The sequence below is a fragment of the Streptomyces sp. NBC_01537 genome, assembly GCF_045040445.1.
Taxonomy (GTDB): domain Bacteria; phylum Actinomycetota; class Actinomycetes; order Streptomycetales; family Streptomycetaceae; genus Actinacidiphila.
In genome coordinates this window covers 7703765-7722759 of record NZ_CP109392.1, presented here as the reverse complement: position 1 = coordinate 7722759, position 18995 = coordinate 7703765, and the positions used below count along the sequence as shown (strand labels likewise).

17 protein-coding genes are annotated in these 18995 nt (G+C 69.9%); 4 read left to right on the top strand and 13 right to left on the bottom strand.

The annotated features are described in order from the left end of the window. Positions 1-91: 91 nt before the first annotated feature. From OG607_RS35495 to OG607_RS35475, 5 genes are all read right to left on the bottom strand, one after another. The gene (locus tag OG607_RS35495) at positions 92-1696 is read right to left on the bottom strand and encodes a TerD family protein (RefSeq protein ID WP_405732362.1); all 1605 of its coding nucleotides are present in this window, start codon (positions 1694-1696) and stop codon (positions 92-94) included. Between the two features lie 11 nt (positions 1697-1707). Beyond that, positions 1708-2286, bottom strand: coding sequence for a TerD family protein (locus tag OG607_RS35490; protein ID WP_405732359.1), 579 nt, complete (start codon positions 2284-2286; stop codon positions 1708-1710). Between the two features lie 94 nt (positions 2287-2380). Continuing rightward, entirely contained in the window at positions 2381-4477 is a 2097-nt protein-coding gene (gene uvrB, locus OG607_RS35485) for an excinuclease ABC subunit UvrB (protein WP_405732357.1), read from the bottom strand. Positions 4478-4522: 45 nt separating this feature from the next. Next, positions 4523-5680, bottom strand: coding sequence for an acyltransferase (locus tag OG607_RS35480; protein ID WP_405732354.1), 1158 nt, complete (start codon positions 5678-5680; stop codon positions 4523-4525). Beyond that, entirely contained in the window at positions 5677-7860 is a 2184-nt protein-coding gene (locus tag OG607_RS35475; RefSeq protein WP_405732352.1) for a bifunctional polysaccharide deacetylase/glycosyltransferase family 2 protein, read from the bottom strand. Before OG607_RS35475 ends, OG607_RS35480 begins: the two co-directional genes overlap by 4 nt. 91 nt (positions 7861-7951) lie before the next feature. Here OG607_RS35475 and OG607_RS35470 point away from each other — a divergent pair, with 91 nt between their 5' ends. Both OG607_RS35470 and OG607_RS35465 read left to right on the top strand, forming a co-directional pair. After that, complete coding sequence (locus tag OG607_RS35470) at positions 7952-8335, top strand: hypothetical protein (protein WP_405732349.1); 384 nt, start codon at positions 7952-7954, stop codon at positions 8333-8335. A 259-nt stretch (positions 8336-8594) separates the two neighbouring features. Next, positions 8595-9557, top strand: coding sequence for a chitinase (locus OG607_RS35465; protein ID WP_405732347.1), 963 nt, complete (start codon positions 8595-8597; stop codon positions 9555-9557). On the opposite strand, the gene OG607_RS35460 is transcribed toward OG607_RS35465, so the two are convergent. Together OG607_RS35460 and OG607_RS35455 are read right to left on the bottom strand one after the other, a co-directional pair. After that, the gene (locus tag OG607_RS35460; protein ID WP_405732344.1) at positions 9516-10400 is read right to left on the bottom strand and encodes an MHYT domain-containing protein; all 885 of its coding nucleotides are present in this window, start codon (positions 10398-10400) and stop codon (positions 9516-9518) included. The two genes, OG607_RS35465 and OG607_RS35460, sit on opposite strands and share 42 nt — an antisense overlap. Positions 10401-10554: 154 nt before the next feature. Then, on the bottom strand, positions 10555-11484 hold the full coding sequence (locus OG607_RS35455; protein ID WP_405732342.1) for a hypothetical protein: 930 nt from the start codon (positions 11482-11484) through the stop codon (positions 10555-10557). Positions 11485-11607: 123 nt separating this feature from the next. Between OG607_RS35455 and OG607_RS35450 the strand changes: the two genes are divergently transcribed. Next, entirely contained in the window at positions 11608-12162 is a 555-nt protein-coding gene (locus OG607_RS35450) for a methylated-DNA--[protein]-cysteine S-methyltransferase (RefSeq protein WP_405732339.1), read from the top strand. A 37-nt stretch (positions 12163-12199) separates the two neighbouring features. Here the strand turns inward: OG607_RS35450 and OG607_RS35445 are convergent, their stop codons facing one another. Beyond that, on the bottom strand, positions 12200-12553 hold the full coding sequence (locus OG607_RS35445; RefSeq protein ID WP_405732336.1) for a cupin domain-containing protein: 354 nt from the start codon (positions 12551-12553) through the stop codon (positions 12200-12202). A 161-nt stretch (positions 12554-12714) separates the two neighbouring features. Between OG607_RS35445 and OG607_RS35440 the strand changes: the two genes are divergently transcribed. After that, the gene (locus OG607_RS35440; protein ID WP_405732333.1) at positions 12715-13518 is read left to right on the top strand and encodes an N-formylglutamate amidohydrolase; all 804 of its coding nucleotides are present in this window, start codon (positions 12715-12717) and stop codon (positions 13516-13518) included. Between the two features lie 4 nt (positions 13519-13522). On the opposite strand, the gene OG607_RS35435 is transcribed toward OG607_RS35440, so the two are convergent. The 5 genes from OG607_RS35435 to rpsA all read right to left on the bottom strand — a co-directional run bounded on the left by OG607_RS35435 (position 13523) and on the right by rpsA (position 18867). Beyond that, positions 13523-13888: a tetratricopeptide repeat protein gene (locus tag OG607_RS35435; protein ID WP_405732330.1), complete on the bottom strand. Its 366-nt coding sequence runs from the start codon at positions 13886-13888 to the stop codon at positions 13523-13525. A gap of 78 nt (positions 13889-13966) precedes the next feature. Beyond that, a complete protein-coding gene (gene coaE, locus OG607_RS35430; protein ID WP_405732327.1) occupies positions 13967-14557 on the bottom strand; it encodes a dephospho-CoA kinase in 591 nt (196 codons plus the stop codon). Further along, positions 14554-15489, bottom strand: a complete 936-nt coding sequence (locus OG607_RS35425) for a PAC2 family protein (RefSeq protein WP_329319323.1) — start codon at positions 15487-15489, stop codon at positions 14554-14556. Before OG607_RS35425 ends, coaE begins: the two co-directional genes overlap by 4 nt. A 105-nt stretch (positions 15490-15594) precedes the next feature. Then, positions 15595-17118 (bottom strand): flavin monoamine oxidase family protein, encoded by a 1524-nt coding sequence (locus OG607_RS35420; RefSeq protein WP_405737257.1) that lies wholly within the window; start codon positions 17116-17118, stop codon positions 15595-15597. A 246-nt stretch (positions 17119-17364) separates the two neighbouring features. Next, positions 17365-18867, bottom strand: coding sequence for a 30S ribosomal protein S1 (gene rpsA, locus OG607_RS35415; protein WP_405732322.1), 1503 nt, complete (start codon positions 18865-18867; stop codon positions 17365-17367). Positions 18868-18995 lie beyond the last annotated feature (128 nt).

The following is an 18995-nucleotide window of genomic DNA, read 5'->3' as shown; positions in this document are numbered from 1 at the left end:
ATACGGGAATACTCCCCTCCGCGTAAAGAACAGTACACGAAAGACCAAGGATTGGTAAAGCGATGGTCAAGCGGAGGGTAGGTGGGCGGGGTCAGCTTCCATAGGCCTGCCGGGCGGCGGCTACCTGCCGCAGCACGAGCGGGAGCACCTGGCTGCCGTGCGGCGGCAGCAGCGGCTCGTACGTCCAGGAGTGGCCGACCCAGGGGTCGGCCATGTGGTCGTCCGGGACGGGGGTGAGGCGGAGCAGGGAGCGCCAGAGGGGGTCGAGGACGGGACCGTATTCGTGGGCGTCCTCGCGGTCGGCGATCAGGAGGAGGTGGACGCCGGCGGAGGGGCCCTCGTCGGCGAGGTAGCGGAGCTGGGTGATGGCCCGGTCGTCGAAGCCGTACGGGAAGTCGTTGACGATCAGCAGCTGTTCGGCGGGGTCGAGGTCGGGCGGGAGCGCGTCGGGGGCGCCGGCCCGAAGGGCCATCTGGACGAGGTCGACGCGCTCGGTCAGTCGGCCGAGCACCGTGGTCACCCCGGCGGCTCCCGTGGCGGGTGGCTCGCGCAGGACGCCGGAGCCGGCGAGCGGGGCGAGGGCGGCCGCTGCCGAGCCGGACGGGTCGATGATCTGGAGGGCGTAGCCGCCGACCGGGTAGGAGGCCAGCAGCCGGGTGGCAAGGGCGACGGCGACATCCTGGGCGCGCCGCCGGTCCTGGGCGCTGTCGACCCACAGGCCGCGCTCCAGCGGCAGCCGTACGAGCATGGGGATCCGCAGTGCCGGCTGCTCGGGCAGATGGAGCTCACCGACGCGGACCGCCATCGAGGGCTCGGCCGGCACCGCGTAGCCGTGCCAGACCGGGCTGTCCCAGCCGGCGTAGGCGGGCGGCAGCGCGGGCTCGACCACCTCGGCCTCGGCGGTGAGCTGCGCCAGGTCCCGGTCCAGGGCGGCACGGGCCTGGTCGACCAGGTCGGTGTGGCGGGCCATGGCCTGGTCGCGGGCGGCCTCGGCGGCCGGGCCGACCCGGGTGCGCGGATCGGCCAGGGCCCGGTCCAGCTCCTGGTCGAGCCGGGACTCGGCGAAGCCGACGGCGCTGCGGTACCCGGCTATGGTGCGGGCCAGGTCCTCGAACATCCCCCAGACCTGGTTGTAGAGCCGCTCCTCCATGGTCCAGCCGCCGGCGTCCCCGGCGACGGGCTGCCCGGAGGCGGGCGGGGCGGAGGCGGGCGGGGCGGAGGGCTGGGCAGCGGGCGAGGCCGGCTCGGGCTTCGGCTCGGGCTGTTTCAGGCCCAGGTCCCGCAGCAGCTCGGGGAGGCCGCCCGCGTAGCCCTGCCCGACCGCGCGCACCTTCCAGGCGCCCTGCCTGCGGTAGAACTCAAGGGCGACCAGCGCGGACTCGTCCCCGAGCCCCTCGATGGTGAAGCTCGCCAGCTCCGCACCGCTGCCGGCGCCCAGGACGGCCACATACGGAGCCGCCACCGCCCCGAAGCGGACGCCCGGGGGCAGCGCGAGCACCACGCTGACCCGCTCCTCGGAGGCGGGCACCGCGTCCAGTTCGACGGGGAAGCGGTGGACGCAGGCGTCCTGCGGCTCGAGCCGCAGGGTCTCCCCCGCCGTGCTGCCCGACAGCACCGGCGTGGCCGCCGACACCGTGATCTCCAGCCGGGTCTCGCGCAGCGGGTGGTTCTGTCCCCGTACCAGCTCGACGGTCATGGCCGGCCGTCCTACAGCGCCGATGCGATGGCCGGCAGCAGGTCCTGGAAGGTGCGCCCGTTGGCCGGGGTGCCGATCGCGGTCATCGACCAGCCGCCGCCGGAGCGCTCCACCTTCGCCATGATCTGCGCGGTGTGCGGGCCACCGCCGGTGAGGGTGTAGCGGGCCAGCTCCTGGCCGTTGGTCTCGTCGACCAGTCGGCAGAAAGCGTTCTGGACCTCGCCGAAGGTCTGGCCGGTGAAGGAGTTGACGGTGAAGACGATCTGGTTGACGTGCACCGGCACCCGCTGCAGGTCGACCAGGATCGACTCGTCGTCGCCACCCTGGCCCGCCCCGCCGACCCGGTTGTCACCGGTGTGCCGGACGGACCCGTCGTTGCTGACGAGGTGCTGGAAGAACACCACGTCCGTCGGCTCCTTGTCGGCGAACAGGACCGCCGACGCGTCCAGGTCGATCTCCTGGGTGCGCTTGCCGAAGAGCCCGCGGCGCGGCGCGGCCTGCCAGCCCAGCCCCATCCGCACCGCCGTCAGCGTCCCCCCGTCGGACTTCTGCAGGCTGATCTGCTGGCCCTTGGTCATGTTGACCGTCACGGCGCTGTCCCCTCTCGCCCAAAATGCCCTGTGCGGTTTGCTGTTGTCCCGCACCCTACGGGTAGACGCGAAAGCACCGCACGGTGGTTCAGGCTCAGGCCATTCCGGCCTCCCTCATCTGGCGCAGCTCCTTCTTCAGCTCCCCCAGCTCGTCGCGCAGCCGCGCCGCCACCTCGAACTGCAGCTCCGCCGCCGCCGCGTGCATCTGCTCGGTCAGCTCCCCGATGAGATCCGCCAGCTCCTCCGCCGGCAGGCTCTTCCCCGCGCGCTTGCCGCCCGCCTTCGCCGACAGGCCCGGCACCGGCGCCTTGCCCCGCGAGCGCTGCCGGCCGCTGCCGAGCAGCTCCTCGGTGTCGGCGTCCTCACGAGCGAAGGAGTCCATGATCCCGGCGATCTTCTTCCGCAGCGGCTGCGGGTCGATGCCGTTCTCCGTGTTGTACGCGATCTGCTTCTCGCGCCGCCGGTTGGTCTCGTCGATGGCCTTGGCCATCGACGGCGTGATCCGGTCCGCGTACATGTGGACCTGACCCGACACATTGCGCGCCGCGCGGCCGATGGTCTGGATCAGCGACGTCCCCGAGCGCAGGAAGCCCTCCTTGTCGGCGTCCAGGATCGCCACCAGCGACACCTCGGGCAGGTCGAGGCCCTCACGCAGCAGGTTGATGCCCACCAGCACGTCGTACTCGCCCGCGCGCAGCTCGCGCAGCAGCTCGACCCGGCGCAGGGTGTCGATGTCACTGTGCAGATACCGCACCTGGATGCCCAGTTCCAGCATGTAGTCGGTGAGGTCCTCGGACATCTTCTTGGTGAGGGTGGTGACCAGGACGCGTTCGTTCTTCTCGGCGCGGATACGGATCTCGTGCACCAGGTCGTCGATCTGTCCCTGGGTCGGCTTGACGACCACCTCGGGGTCGATCAGACCGGTCGGCCGGATGATCTGCTCGACGACCCCGTCGCCGCGCGACAGCTCGTACGGGCCCGGGGTCGCCGACAGGTACACGGTCTGGCCGACCCGCCCGAGGAACTCCTCCCACTTCAGCGGCCGGTTGTCCAGTGCGGACGGCAGCCGGAAGCCGTGGTCGACGAGGGTGCGCTTGCGGGAGGCGTCGCCCTCGTACATCGCGCCGATCTGCGGCACGGTGACATGCGACTCGTCGATGACCAGGAGAAAGTCCTCCGGGAAGTAGTCGATGAGGGTGTCCGGCGCGGTGCCGCCCTCGCGGCCGTCGATGTGGCGTGAGTAGTTCTCGATGCCCGAGCAGGTGCCGATCTGCCGCATCATCTCGATGTCGTACGTCGTGCGCATGCGCAGCCGCTGCGCCTCCAGGAGCTTGCCCTGCTTCTCCATGAGCGCGAGCTGTCCTTCGAGCTCCTTCTCGATCCCCGCGATGGCCCGCTCCATGCGCTCCGGACCGGCCACGTAGTGGCTGGCCGGGAACACGTAGAGCTGCTGGTCGTCGGTGATGACCTCGCCGGTGAGCGGGTGGAGGGTGGACAGCGCCTCGATCTCGTCGCCGAACATCTCGATGCGGACGGCGAGCTCCTCGTAGACCGGGAAGATCTCGATGGTGTCGCCGCGCACGCGGAATGTGCCGCGGGAGAACGCCACGTCATTGCGGGCGTACTGGATGTCGACGAACTTGCGCAGCAACCGGTCGCGGTCGATCTCGTCGCCGACCTTGAGGCGCACCATGCGGTCGATGTATTCCTGCGGCGTGCCGAGGCCGTAGATGCAGGACACGGACGCGACGACGATCACATCGCGCCGGGTGAGCAGGGAATTCGTCGCCGAGTGGCGGAGCCGCTCGACCTCCTCGTTGATCGAGGAGTCCTTCTCGATATAGGTGTCCGTCTGCGGGACATACGCCTCGGGCTGGTAGTAGTCGTAGTACGAGACGAAGTATTCGACAGCGTTGTTCGGAAGCAGCTCGCGGAATTCGTTGGCCAGCTGCGCGGCGAGTGTCTTGTTCGGCGCCATCACCAGTGTCGGGCGCTGCAGCCGCTCGACCATCCACGCCGTCGTCGCCGACTTTCCGGTGCCGGTCGCCCCCAGCAGGACGACATCCTGTTCGCCGGCGCGGATGCGCCGCTCCAGGTCGTCGATGGCGGTGGGCTGGTCACCGCTGGGATTGAAGGGGCTGACGACCTCGAAGGGCGCCACGGTGCGTTCGATGTCTGATACGGGCCGCATGGAACCCACGGTACGGCCCCCCACTGACAATCGGGTCCGGGCGCCCTACGGCAGCAGTCTCGGCCGCTTCTTCGCCGCGACGTCCTCGACCCAGCCGACCAGGAGAACCGCGACGGCGATCAGCACCCAGGCGACCCCGAACTGGAACCACATACTGTCCAGCGGCAGCGACAGCTCGAAGGCCCGCACCTGCCACATCAGGTCGATCAGGGGGACGCTGACGATGAGCGCGATCTCGTGCCAGAGGTAGATCGTGACGGCCCGCGAGTTGAAGATCGTGACGGTGCGGTCGAGCGGCTTGATCCGGCGCACCCAGTCCATGTCCGGCCGGAAGCGGAGCAGCAGCAGGACGAAGCCGACCGACCAGAACGCCTGGGCGAGCGGGATCTCGTTGAGGTCGTACGAGCCGTCCGACTGGTGGGTGAGGCCGTACCAGCCGCCGAAGGCCATCGTTGCGGCGGCGAGGAGCAGGACGACGCCGGGGTGCAGCCGGTCGACGAGGCCGTCGCGGTGGGCGAATCCGAGCAGCCAGCAGGTGAGGAAGGTGGCGAGGTCGAAGAGGATGGAGCCGATCCGGCCGTCCGGCGGGCTCCAGACCGTCGACATGACGACGATCGGGACCAGCGACAGGACCAGCGTCACCCCCCGGGAGAGCCTGAAGGCCTTCAGGAGCAGCGGCGAGAGCAGTACGAACCACAGATACGTACGCAGATACCACAGAATGTCCGTGGCCTGCGCACCCCACGCGTTGCCGGGCGGATCGCCGATGGGGATCACCCACAGCAGCATTCGCAGCCACCAGCGGCCGATGTGGTGCTCGGGCGGGGCCCAGCCGTGGACCATCATCGCGAGGACGACGACGATGCCGAAGGCCCAGAGCGGCGGAAGCAGCCTGCGCATGCGGCCTCGGATGACGCCCAGGGCGGGGCGGCCGAGGGAGCGGGCCATCAGTGAGCCGGCGAGGGCGAACATGACGCCCATGGAGGGGAAGACCAGGCTCAGCCAGGCCCAGCCGAAGGTGTGATAGGTGACGACGCGGATCATGGCGAACATGCGCAGGATGTCGAGGTAGCGGTCGCGACCGCCGGTCGCCGCCCCGGGCGCGGTGCGCGCGCGGCGGCGGGACGCCCTGGTCGTGAGGGGCACGGCGTCCGCGGGAGCGGGAGCTGGAGCCGGAGCCGTGGCGGGGGTGGTGACGGTCATGAGACACCTGCCGGGGTCTGCGGAGTGCCGACCTCGCCGGTGCGTTTGAGCTTCTGCCAGCGAAGGCGGCCGCCGGTGAGGGCGGTGATGGAGGAGTGGATCAGCACGAGGTACATGAGCTGCCGGTAGGCGATCTGCTGCAGCGGCATCATCCACAGGTAGCGGTACTTCTCGCGGTCCAGGCGGAACGCGTAGGCCGCACAGACCAGTTGGACGGCCAGTACGGCGGCCCAGGCGAGCAGCGACTTCACCGGGTCCACGAAGATCATTCCGTAGATCGTGAAGAGGTCGATCAGCGGTGCGAACAGCGGGGTGACGATCTGGAAGAGGACGACGAGCGGCATGCCGACGCGTCCGAAGCGGCCCGAGGGGCCCCGGTCGGTGACGGACTTGCGGTGCTTCCACAGGGCCTGCATGGTGCCGTAACTCCAGCGGTAGCGCTGCCGCCACAGCTGGCCGATGCTGGCCGGGGCCTCGGTCCAGGCGCGGGCGTGCTCCTGGTAGACCACGCGCCAGCCGGCCCGGTGCAGGGCGATCGTGACGTCGGTGTCCTCGGCAAGGGTGTCCTCGCTCATGCCGCCTGCCCGCAGCAGCGCCTCGCGGCGGAAGCCGCCGACGGCGCCGGGGATGGTCGGCATGCAGTTGAGCAGGTCGTACATGCGGCGGTCGAGGTTGAAGCCCATCACGTACTCGATGTGCTGCCAGGCGCCGATGACGGTGTTGCGGTTGCCGACCTTGGCGTTGCCGGCGACCGCGCCCACCGCCGGGTCGGCGAAGGGCTGGACGAGGTGGCGCACGGTGTCGGGCTCGAAGACGGTGTCGCCGTCCATCATGACGATGATGTCGTAACGCGCGTTGCGCACACCGTTGTTCAGGGCGGCCGGCTTGCCCGCGTTCTCCTGGCGCACGACGCGTACGTTGGGCAGGCCCATCGCCTCGACGATGTCGGCCGTGCCGTCGGTGGATCCGTCGTCCACGACGATGATCTCGATCGGATGGGTGCTGGCGGCGAGCGAGTTCACCGTGTTGGCGATGCACTCCTTCTCGTTGTACGCGGGCACGATCACGCTCACCGGTTCGGTGACCGTACGCCCCCAGGAGAAGCGCCGCTTGTTGCGGATCCGGTAGTGCCGCCGGGCGAGGATCAGCATCATCCCGAAGCGGCCCATGACGGCGACCCCGACGACGACCAGCAGCCAGGACAGGACCGGCATGGTGCCCTCGGCGAGGGCGACCGCCCAGACGAAGGCCCGGCCCTGCCACAGCTGGGCGCCGGTGGCCTTCTGGTTGGTGGACGTGCCACCGAGGCTCTTGGTCAGGGTGGTGAAGGCGTAGCCCTTGGCCTTCATCTGCTTGATGTACGTGCCGAGGGCGGCCACGGTCTGCGAGCGGTCGCCGCCCGCGTCGTGGAAGAGGACGGCGGCGCCCTTGCCGTTCTCGGGGGTGGCGTTGCTGATGATCTTCGCGACGCCGGGCTTCTTCCAGTCCTCGCTGTCGGTGTCGACGAAGGCGCTGATGTAGCCCTTGGAGCCGATGTACCGGTACACGGGCCAGTTGAAGTTGTCGATCGAGTCCGTCTCGGAGGAGTACGGGGCCCGGAAGAGCGAGGTGGTGATCCCGGCGGCGCCGGCCAGGGCGAGCTGGGTCTGCGACAGCTCGCGGTCGATGCGGGACCGGCTCTGGTAGGAGAGGTCGACGTGGGAGAAGGTGTGGACGCCGATCTCGCTGCCGGAGCTGACCATCTCACGGATCAGCGCGGGGTAGCGGACCGCCATCTGGCCGACCACGAAGAAGGTGCCGGGGACGTCGTTCTCGCGCAGCACCTTCAGGACCTGGGAGGTGTAGGTGGGGTCCGGGCCGTCGTCGAAGGTGAGCGCGATGGTCTTCTTCGGGATGGCGTGGGCGGTGGGGGTGCCCTTGGAGTCGAAGCTGATGAGCGGGCCGCCGTCGGTCACGCGGTCCGGGACCCTGCTGGCGCTGCCGGATTCGTGCACCCGGCTGTCGTTGCCGATCTCCGAGTGGAGATAGCCGTCCAGGAGCATCACGCACACCAGCGCGAACAGCGCCACCAGGGCCATGACCACCCGGGGCCTGGGCACGGCCTGCCGGCCGGCCGAAGCCACCCTGGTGATCGCTCCGGGTGCGGCGTGCCTTCTGTTCGGGCTGCTCGTCATCGACATGGCGGGTCAGCCGCCGCCGTTGGTGCTGTTGCCGTCACGGCTGCCGCCGGAGTCGCCGCCGCTGTCGCCGTCGCCATAGCCGCCAGGGGAGGTGACCGAAGCGCTGGGGGTGGCCGAAGCACTGGCGCCGGCGGTCGCCGAAGCGCTCGCGGTGGCCCCGGACTTCGTCGCGGACGCGCTCGTGCTCGTGCTCGCACTCGCGCTCGCCGACGCCGAGGAGGTGGCCGTGCCGGTGGCCTCGGCGGACGTGTCGGCGGCCTGGACGGTGCCGGCCGACGCAGTCGCGGACGCGGCAGGCGTCGCCTTGTGCGGCCGGGTGGTCCTGGTGGCGGTCGCCGACGAACTCGCCTTCGGGGACGCAGAATTCTCGACTTTTTCCGCTTTGGCCAAGGAATTGGACCTAGTGCCCGGAATTAGGGTGTCCGGAGCGAATGGCGTACCACCCGCGAAGGCCACGCCGAGCACCGCCGCGTAACCGATGCAGGCGATGCCGGTTACCACACCGGCCCGCTTGATAATCCGGGCCCGTCGCCCGGATGAGTCCACGAAGACAGGCCCTTCTTCGGTTGATCGCCGCCTACGAGCGGCAGCTCGCCCAGAGTTGGAATTCATGGCGGGAATGCTAGCAGGATAATTGCTTCATAAAATCTCAAATTCTTTCATGAGGATTCTAATGAGGGATTCCCCGGTTATGATGAGGGATCCTCACAAGAGGTGTTGGTAGTGTCGCCGGTATGAAAAAGCGGATCGGCGCCATCGTCGCCTTGCTGATATGGGGCGGCACTTCCTGTACGTCGCCGACTTCATCGACACCGTCGACGCTGTCGGCGAGTTCCACCGACGCCGCGAACAGTGTGAGCTTCGCCCCATATGTCGCCGTGTCCTCCTCCGGGAACTACGACATGGCCGCGACGGCCGAGGCCACCGGCACCGACCGCTTCACCCTCGGCTTCGTCGTCTCCGAAGGCGGCTGCGCCGCCAAGTGGGACGGCACCGACGGCCTCGCCAACCCGAGCCTGGACAAGCGCATCTCGGGGCTGCGGTCGGCCGGCGGCGACATCGGCGTGTCCTTCGGCGGCCAGGACGGCAGCGAACTCGCCCTTGCCTGCGACAGCGCCGGCGAACTGGCCGCCGCCTACGCGACCGTCATCGACCGCTACTACCTCACCGAGGCGGACTTCGACATCGAGGGCAGCGCGCTGGCCGACACCGCCGCCAACACCCGCCGCGCGAAAGCCATCGCCCAGCTCCAGAAAGAGGCCACGGCCGAGGGCCGCACCCCCGACATCTCCTTCACCCTGCCCGCCATGCCGGACGGCCTGACGGCCGACGCCGTCGCGTTCCTGAAGAACGCCGAGGCCAACGGTGTCGACATCTCGGCGGTCAACATCATGGCGATGGACTACGGATCCGAGTACACCGGCGACATGGGCGGCTACGCGATCCAGGCGGCCACCGCCGCGCATGCGCAGCTCAAGAGCATCCTCGGCCTGTCGGACACCGCCGCCTGGCAGACCCTCGCCGTGACCCCGATGATCGGCGTCAACGACATCACCACCGAGGTCTTCAGGGTCTCCGACGCCGCGCAACTGGCCGCGTTCGCCGCCCGGAAGGGCCTCGGCCGGCTGTCCATGTGGTCAGCCGACCGGGACACGTCATCGCTGGGGTTTACGAAGGCGCTGGCGGGAGGCTCCTGACAGCCCGTCCGGGCCGACAGGAGCGACAGGACCGAGAGGATCGACGGGACCGGCGGAACCGAACGGGCGGTACGTGTCGCTGAACTGCTCGGGCTCAGGGGCCCTGCCTCCCGCTGCGGACGGCGGGTCGAGCGCCACCACCACCCCCGCCAGGAACAGGAAGACCACGGGGCCGATCAGGACCGGCGCCAGCATGGCCGCCGGAGCCGACCCGCCCACCGACCCGTCCGCGACATGGGACTGGATCTCGACGCTCAGCGCGGCCATCCCCGTGTAGTGCATGGCGCTGACCGCGACCCCCATGATGAGGCTGGCGCCGAAGCCCACGTACGCCCCCTTGACCGACACCGCGCACCAGAGCGCGGCCGTGGCCGCCAGGACGGCGATGCCGATCGACTCACCCACGGTCAGCAGCTCGTAGCGCAGCTCGCCGTGCAGCCGCATGGCCGCCATGCCCAGGTAGTGCATGGCCGCGACGCCGAGACCGGTGACGGTGCCGCCGGCCAGCAGCGCGGGGACCGTACGGCCCCGGAAACCGACGATGAAGACGCCGATGCCGACGACCACGATCGCCACCAGGAGGCTTGCGAAGGTGACGGGCTTGTCGTAGTTGATCCGCGCTTCCCGGACCGTGAAGCCCATCATCGCGATGAAGTGCATGGTCCAGATGCCGGAGCCGATGGCGGTCGCGCCGAGCGCGAGCCAGCCGGCCCGCCGCGAGCGCTCCATCGTCAGCGCCCGCACCGTGCAGCGCAGTCCTAAAGCCGCGCCCAGGCAGGCCATGAGATACGCCGCCACCGGTGTGACCCAGCCGTAGGTGAAGTCATCTATCGTCCCGTACATGAATCACGCGCCCCCACCCTGAAATTCATGGAATTCATAGGTCCCGCCCGCGCACACCGTAGAGCGCAACGAAGATCCGCCTCAGGAACTTGAGGGAAGTTCATGTCCCGGACACGGATTCGTGACAGCCTTTCAGCCGCCGTCGGCCGCCCCGTCAGTCGCCCGGCAGCACGGTGATCCGCTCCAACGGGCCGTACGGACCCGCAGCCAGCGCCTCGCGCACCGTCCCCACCACCTCGCCGGGATGCCGCGCCAGGGCGGCCGGCGCGATCCGCAGCACCCGCACCCCCAGCGCCTCCAGCCGCCCCCGTCCGTTCGCCGGGCCGAGGTCCAGGGCCACCCCGTCGCGGGCCCAGTAGGCGTCCGGCGAGGCCAGGTACGAGCCGTCCACGCGCAGCACCGGCCGCCACAGCGGCTGGCGCAGGCCGGCCCGTATGACCAGCGCCCGGGCCAGGCCCAGTGCCGCCCGGATCCCGGTGTCCAGCTCGGCCAGCAGCGCGCCGACGGCCGGCCTGCGGGCCAGGACCGCGTCGCCCAGTGCGGCGGCGACGGCGTCCGGCCGCACCCCGGCGTACGTCACCAGCTCCCGGATCACGTCCCCGGCCCACTCCGCGTCGCACGATTCGCGTACCCCGTCGGCGGCCGCCCGGGCCAGCGGGGCCACCGGCACACCGCCGGCCAGCTCCGGGGCGGGCAGACCGGGCGCGTGATGCACCCGCACCCAGGTGTGCGTACGGATCCGGCGCTCGGCCGGCACCAGTACGTCCACCACGGGCACCCCGGACGGCAGCGGGGCCGCCTCGATGCCGTGCAGCGCCAGCGCCGCCGTGCCCGTCACCATCGCCGCCGCCTCCGGGTGCCCCGCGAAGCCCAGCGCCGCCCGGCAGCGCTGGCCGACGCTCAGCGGCCCGGCGTGCAGCACGATCACCCGCGGCAGCGGCCGCTGCCACCGCCCGCCGGGCCTGACCCGCTCCCGTACGAGGGACTGCGGCACCCCGATTGCGGTGAGCTGGGCCACGGTGGCCACCCGGTCCTGGTCGCGGGCGAGTCTGCGCAGGGCGGGCGTGAAGTCGTTTCGCGTCATGCCGGACCCGTCCCCCAATGTGGTGATTCGACTACCCGCTGTGACAGAGCTGTCGAGAACCGCCACCCGGGCGAGTGGGGCCGGGCGGGCCGCGTTGTCAGTGGCGGCGCATAGGCTTTTGATGTGACGAGCCCGCAGACTGAATCCGCAGCTGTGGCCTGGACGGTGCTGGACTCACCGATCGGGCCGCTGCTCCTCGCCGCGTCGGAGCAAGGCCTGGTCGAGGTCGTCTTCCACGCCGACGAGCCCACCGCTGCCGCCGCCGTCGACCGCCTCGCCCGGCGCCTCGGCGCGACCGTGCGCGCGGATCCGGCCGCCCCTCACCTCGCGGAGGCGATACGCCAACTCCGGGCCTACTTCTCGGGCGGGCTGCGCGACTTCACCCTCGACCTGGACTGGTCCCTGACCACCGGCTTCAACCGCCGCGTCCAGCGCGAGCTCGCCACGGGCGTGCCGTACGGCACGGTCGTCGGCTACCAGGACCTCGCCAACCGCGTCGGCGAACCCGGTGCCGCCCGTGCCGTCGGCATGGCCATGGGCGCCAATCCGCTGCCCATCGTCGTCCCGTGCCACCGGGTCGTCGAAAGCGACGGCGGCATCGGCGGCTTCGGCGGCGGGCTGGAGATGAAGCGGCAACTGCTGGCGCTGGAGGGCGTGCTGCCCGAGCCGCTGTTCTAGGGCCTGTCCAGGCGGCCAGGCCCTAGGCCGACAGGCTCTAACAGCCGGGGTCCGGCGCGTCAACGGAGAGCGGCGCGCCTTCCGGGAGGAGGTAGGTGACGTAGAGGACGACCGGTTCCGTGCCCAGATTGCGGCCGATGTGGACGTGGTTCGCACCATCGGGCTCGACGAAGGACTGTCCCGCGGTCGCGACCTCCACCGAGCAGTCGGCCATGGTGCGGGTGAGCGTGCCGGACTGCACGACCGCAATCAGTTTGCCCAGGTGGTAGTGCCAGCCAGTGCTGCCGCCGGGCTCTACGGTGATCGTACGGACCACGACATCCGTACGCCCCTTGGTCTTGATCTTCAGCCCGTCCTCGGACGTGCCCTTGGCCAGAATGGTCGCGCTCACCCCGCTGCCAGGCGTGGCCAGCGCCGCCGACGGTAAGACCGCCAATGCCGCCACGCCCGCCACGACCACGGCCCCCCTGCGAATCCGCCCCATGCGCATGTTCCGCCCCTCCCCTTTACGATGGCGGCGCAACGCTACCGGGGGACAAGGACGGCACGGCAGTGGACAAACCACCCCGCAACGGCGTGGGCTACAAGGTCACCCCCGGCGCCCCCGACTCCCCCGTGCTCCTCCATGTCCCGCACGGCTCACGGGCCGTTCCGGATCCGGTCCGCGCCCGGATCCTCCTCGACGACGACGCCCTCGCCGCGGAACTGGACCGCATGACGGACTCCCACACCGGGCTGATCGCCGAACGGGCGGCGGCCGAAGCGACCGTCGCCCCCTGGCAGTTCACCAATGTCCTCTCCCGGCTGGTGGTCGACCCCGAGCGCTTCCCCGACGAGCGCGAGGAGATGCGCGCGGTCGGCATGGGCGCCGTCTACACCCGCACCTCCGACGGCCGCCCGCTGCGCGCGGATGACGACCCGGCCCACACGGCCCATGAACAGGACCTGCTCGATGCCTACTTCATCCCCTACGCCGAGGCGATGACGGACTGCGTCCAGGACCGCCTCGACACCGCCGGCCGGGCCGTCGTCATCGACGTGCACTCCTACCCCCGCGACCCCTTGCCCTACGAGCTCCACGCCGACGGCCCCCGCCCGGCCGTCTGCCTGGGCACGGATTCCTTCCACACCCCGGCCCCGCTGCTCGACGCCGCGCGGGAGGCCTTCGGCCACTGCGGGCTCGCCGTCGGGCTGGACTCGCCCTTCGCGGGGGCGTACGTGCCGCTACGGCACTACGGCAGCGTGCGGGAGGTGTCGGCGCTGATGGTCGAGATCCGCCGCGACGTCCCGGCCACGGCGGACGGCCTCGACCGGCTCGTACGGGCGCTGGCGCGGCTCATCGGCAGCGTCACGTGATCCGTCACGTGATCCGGAAGCGCGCCGCCTGCAGATAGTCCGGCTGCGGATCCAGCGCCGCCGCCAGCCTGAAGTGCCGCAACGCCTCATCCGCCCGCCCCGCCCGCTCCAGGGTCCGCCCCAGTGCGAAGTGCGCGAACGCGTTGTCCGGCTCCCGCTCCAGCACCACCTGGAACTCCAGCTCCGCCGGCCGCAGCTGCGCCGCCAGGAAGAACGCCCTGGCGCGCAGCAGTCGCGCCGCCGTGTTCTCCGGGTGCGCCGCGATCACCGAGTCCAGCAGCTTCACCGCTCCGCGGGGGTCACGGGCGGCCAGCAGCTGCTCTGCGGCGCGATAGTCGATGACATGGGTCTCGGGGGTGCGCTCAAGCACGGCCATCTCCTTCCCGGGAGGTCAGAACTACCCAACATCCCGGGCGGCCATACGCATTCCCGGGGCGGGTGACCGGCCTCAGCGCGACCGTAGCTCGTCCCAGACCTTGCGGACCTGCGGCTCAAGCGCGTCCAGCGGGCCGTCGTTGTCGATGACGAAGTCCGCGACGGCGAGCCGCTGCTCGCGCGTGGCCTGCGCGGCCATGCGCGCACGGGCCTCCTCCTGCGTCATCCCCCGCAGCCGTACCAATCGGTCGAGCTGAGTCGAAGGTGCGGCATCGACGACGACGACCACGTCGTAGAGCGGGGCGAGTGCGTTCTCGGCCAGCAGGGGCACGTCGTGGACGACGACCGTGCCGGGCCCGGCGGCGGCCTCCTGCTGCGAGGAACGGTCACGCACCAGGGGGTGAACGATGGCGTTGAGCGCCTTGAGCCGGTCCGGGTCGGCGAAGACGATCGAGCCGAGCCCGGGCCGGTCCAGGCTGCCGTCGGGCAGGAGGACGCCGGTGCCGAACTCGGCGACGACGGCGGCCAGTCCGGGCGTGCCGGGCTCGACGACCTCCCGCGCGATGCGGTCGGCGTCGATGAGCACGGCGCCGTAGGAAACCAGCAGTGCGGAGACCGTGCTCTTGCCGGAGCCGATGCCCCCGGTGAGGCCCGCGCGGGTCACGCGCCGTCTTCCTCGCGGTCGGCGAGGAAGCGCTCGAACTCGGCGGCGAGGTCGTCCGCCGACGGTAGGTCCACCGGCTCGGCGATGAGGTTCTCGCGGCTGGCGGAGCCGGCGAGGGCGTCGTACTGGTTCTCCAGCCCGCGGACGACGGAGACGAGTTCGGCGTCGCCCTCCTCGACCTGGCGGTCGATCTCCAGGCGTACGGTGTGGGCCTCGGTGCGCAGCGCGTGCGCGACCTCCGGCAGGACCAGGCCCGTGGCGGCGGTCAGCGCCTCCAGCACCGCGAGGGCGGAGTCGGGGTAGGCGGAGCGCGCCAGGTAGTGCGGGACGTGGGCGGCGATGCCGAGGACGTCGCGGCCGGACTCGGCGAGGCGCAGCTCAATGAGGGACTCGGCACTGCCGGGGACCTGGGCCTCGTCGAACCAGCTGCGGTGGCCGGGGATGAGGTCGAGGCGGTTGCCGTGCGGGGTGAGGCCGACGGGGCGCGTGTGGGGGACGCCCATGGGGATGCCGTGGAAGTTGATGGCGAGGCGGACGCCGAGGCGCTCGATGATCTGGCGTACGGCGGCAGCGAACCGCTCCCACTCGACGTCCGGCTCGTGGCCGGTGAGGAGCAGGAAGGGCGCGTCGGTGCTGTCCTGAACGAGGTACAGCGTGATGTCCGGGGTCTCGTACGCGCTCCAGTGGTCGCGCTCGAAGGTCATCAGGGGGCGGCGGGCGCGGTAGTCGACCAGCCGGTCGGCGTCGAAACGCGCGACGATCTCGTGCTCCAGGCGGTCGAGCAGCTGCTCGGTCACCTGGGAGCCGGTCTCACCGGCGTCGATGTAGCCCTCCAGGTGGTACAGCAGCACGGGTCCGGCGTCGCCGAACGCCTCGTCGACGGCCTCGGCCCCGCCTGGCACGAACTCGTACAGCCCTTGCGGATCCAGCACCGCACACCCTCTCGTTTTCCAGGTCCACCGCGATCGTGCGCGGACCCTCGCTCGACAATGAGCAACGATCGGCGGGGCCCGCGCATTCCCGAGCGGCTCAGGCCATCAGGCCAGAACGCGCTTGTGCAGCGCGGTCACCGCCACCCGCGCCGACGTGAAGGCGCCATGCTGCCAGGCGTCGGTGTAGCTGAGCCAGTCGCCGGCGAAGTACACCCGTCCGGACGGATCGTTGAGCGGCTTGTAGCGGGCGTCGTCGGGGCCGCCGGGCGTGTCGTGCCAGGCCGCCTCCTGGTAGGGGAACTGCCGCCAGTGCTGCGAGAAGGAGGAGGCCAGCTCGGTGCGGTACTTGTCGCCGTAGATCTTCACGCCGGCCGCGATCGCGCGGGTCTCGCGCTCCTTGGGGGTGAGCTTGGCGTACGCGTCCGCGTCGTCGTCGTAGTTGTAGTAGCCGATCACAATGCCGCGCTCGCCGTGGAAGCCGTAGGACGGATGCCAGATGTGGACGACGTCCTGGTCGGTCTCCGTGATGCCGCCGTAGATGTTGTGGTCCTGCTCCCACCAGCGGGAACGGTATTCGAGGCCGATCTTGCCGGCCGAGGACGGGGTGATCGCCTCCAGCGCGGTCTGCACGCCGGAGCCCAGGTTGTGCGGGATCCTCGCCAAGAGGTTCGGTGGCAGCGCGCCGATGCAGTAGTCGGCGCTGATGGTCTTCGTGCGCCCGCCCTGGGTGTACGTGACGGTGACGCCGTCCGCCATGTCGGTGACCTCGGTGACGGCGCAGCCCGTCCGGACCTTGTGTCCGCCGATCGCCTTGACCAGGGCCTTCGGAATCTGGTCCATGCCCCCGACCGGCTGGAACATCAGCATGGCCTGGTCGTAGCCGAACTCGAAGGAGAAGTAGCGGCCGACGCCGGTCGCGAAGATCTGGGAGGCGGTCGGCACGTCGCCGTAGCGGACGCCCGGGGTGCCGGCGGCGGCCGGGACGACTGAGTAGCCGCGGCGCTCGCTGTCGGTGTAGGAGAGAGTCTCGCCCAGGTCACCGAAGTCCTTCAGGAACTCGGTGAGGGCTTCCTTGTCGTCGGTGGTCAGCTCCTTGTCCAGGGCGCCCTTGTCGGTCGCCTTGGCGAGCAGCTCCGACACATAGCCGTACATATCGGCCTTGGCGGTGCGGTAGCGCATCGGCTCGGTCATGCCGGACGACTCGTTGTAGATGTAGGCGTCCGCGTTGACGTTGGTGAACACCTCGATGGGCACGCCCAGTTCGCGGCAGTAGTCGAGGGTGACCATCCATTGCGGGATACGGGCGGGACCCGCGTTCATGTAGTGGCCGTCGCTGAACTTCGCGGTCTGGCGGTGTCCGTACAGGTCCACGGTGGTGTCCCCGCCCCGGACGGTGAAGTTGCGCCCGCCCGCCCGGTCCTTGGCCTCCAGGACCGTACAGGCGTAGCCGGCCTTGCCCAGTTCGTACGCGGCCGTCAGGCCCGCGATGCCGCCACCGAGGATGACGACGCTTGCGGCGGCCTTTCCGGTGAGCGTGAAGTCGCCCTCCGTGGGCGCGACGTACTTGGCGTCGCGGGTGGCGGCCTGCGCGGTGGGGGCTAGGCCGAGTGCGCCCATGGTGGCGAACATGGCGCCGGCGCCGGAGGTGGCGCCGACGGTGCGGAGGAAATCGCGACGGTTGAAGTGCGATATGCGAGACATCTGAGACATCAGTGAACTCCCCTTTCGCTCCTGGCGCAGGGGACTCTCGCAGCGGGATGTTACGGGCCGTCAGGGGTGGGTGTATCGCGCAGGTTTCTTTCCGGGCGCATGCGAGAGGCCCGCACCCTCGCGGGTGCGGGCCTCTCGTCAGCTACTGCCTAGCGGGTGAGCCGTTCAGCTCTGGCCGCCGGCCAGCTTCTCGCGAAGCGCGGCGAGCGCCTCGTCCGAGGCCAGCGCGCCGGAGGTGTCATCGGACTCCGAGGAGTACGAACCGCCGCCAAGACCGGCACCGGCGGCACCGGCGGGAGCCGCCGTACCCTCGGCAGCGGCCTGCTCGTCGGCCTCGCGGGACTTGATGACCTGGGCCTGGTGCTGCTCGAAGCGCTGCTGCGCCTCGGCGTACTGGCCCTCCCAAGCCTCGCGCTGGGTCTCGAAGCCCTCGAGCCAGTCGTTGGTCTCGGGGTCGAAGCCCTCGGGGTAGATGTAGTTGCCCTGGTCGTCGTACGAGGCAGCCATGCCGTACAGCGTCGGGTCGAACTCGACCGAGGCCGGGTCGGCACCGAAGGACTCGTTGGCCTGCTTCAGCGAGAGGCTGATGCGGCGGCGCTCGAGGTCGATGTCGATGACCTTGACGAAGATCTCGTCGTTGACCTGGACGACCTGCTCCGGGATCTCCACGTGGCGCTCGGCCAGCTCGGAGATGTGGACCAGACCCTCGATGCCCTCGTCGACGCGCACGAACGCACCGAACGGAACGAGCTTGGTGACCTTACCGGGAACGACCTGCCCGATCTGGTGCGTCCGGGCGAACTGCTGCCACGGGTCCTCCTGGGTCGCCTTCAGCGACAGGGAGACACGCTCGCGGTCCATGTCCACGTCGAGAACCTCGACGGTGACCTCCTGGCCGACCTCGACAACCTCGGAGGGGTGGTCGATGTGCTTCCAGGACAGCTCGGAGACGTGCACGAGACCGTCGACGCCACCCAGGTCCACGAAGGCACCGAAGTTGACGATCGAGGAGACGACGCCGGAGCGCACCTGACCCTTCTGGAGGGTCGTGAGGAACGTCTGGCGGACCTCGGACTGGGTCTGCTCGAGCCAGGCACGGCGAGACAGGACCACGTTGTTGCGGTTCTTGTCCAGCTCGATGATCTTGGCCTCGAGCTCCTTGCCCACGTAGGGCTGGAGGTCGCGGACGCGGCGCATCTCGACGAGCGAAGCCGGCAGGAAGCCACGGAGGCCGATGTCGAGGATGAGACCACCCTTGACCACCTCGATGACGGTGCCGGTGACGATGCCGTCCTCTTCCTTGATCTTCTCGATCGTGCCCCAGGCGCGCTCGTACTGCGCACGCTTCTTGGACAGGATGAGACGACCTTCCTTGTCCTCCTTCTGGAGAACAAGGGCCTCGATCTCGTCACCCACGGCGACGACCTCATTGGGGTCGACGTCGTGCTTGATGGAGAGCTCGCGGGAGGGGATGACGCCTTCGGTCTTGTAACCGATGTCGAGCAGGACCTCGTCCCGGTCGACCTTCACGATGACGCCGTCGACGATGTCGCCGTCGTTGAAGTACTTGATCGTCTCGTCGATCGCGGCGAGGAAGGCTTCCTCGTTACCGATGTCGTTGACCGCCACCTGCGGGGTGGTACGAGGGGCCTCGGTGCTGCTCGTCATTATAGGAAGGGCTCCGGTACGGACAGTAAGTCGTAGGTACTGCTACGCCGTGAGCCCGTGATCGCTCCTGCCGAATTCCGGACAGCCGCAAGGCCGAGAGGTTAACAACAGATTCGAGCGCAGCCTGC

What these genes read in the sequence shown, in the direction of transcription:
- OG607_RS35495 (WP_405732362.1), bottom strand. Translation starts at nt 1,696, where the DNA reads ATGACCGTCGAGCTGGTACGGGGACAGAACCACCCGCTGCGCGAGACC.
- uvrB (WP_405732357.1), bottom strand. Translation starts at nt 4,477, where the DNA reads ATGCGGCCCGTATCAGACATCGAACGCACCGTGGCGCCCTTCGAGGTC.
- OG607_RS35480 (WP_405732354.1), bottom strand. Translation starts at nt 5,680, where the DNA reads ATGACCGTCACCACCCCCGCCACGGCTCCGGCTCCAGCTCCCGCTCCC.
- OG607_RS35475 (WP_405732352.1), bottom strand. Translation starts at nt 7,860, where the DNA reads ATGTCGATGACGAGCAGCCCGAACAGAAGGCACGCCGCACCCGGAGCG.
- OG607_RS35465 (WP_405732347.1), top strand. Translation starts at nt 8,595, where the DNA reads ATGAAAAAGCGGATCGGCGCCATCGTCGCCTTGCTGATATGGGGCGGC.
- OG607_RS35460 (WP_405732344.1), bottom strand. Translation starts at nt 10,400, where the DNA reads ATGTACGGGACGATAGATGACTTCACCTACGGCTGGGTCACACCGGTG.
- OG607_RS35455 (WP_405732342.1), bottom strand. Translation starts at nt 11,484, where the DNA reads ATGACGCGAAACGACTTCACGCCCGCCCTGCGCAGACTCGCCCGCGAC.
- OG607_RS35420 (WP_405737257.1), bottom strand. Translation starts at nt 17,118, where the DNA reads ATGTTCGCCACCATGGGCGCACTCGGCCTAGCCCCCACCGCGCAGGCC.
- rpsA (WP_405732322.1), bottom strand. Translation starts at nt 18,867, where the DNA reads ATGACGAGCAGCACCGAGGCCCCTCGTACCACCCCGCAGGTGGCGGTC.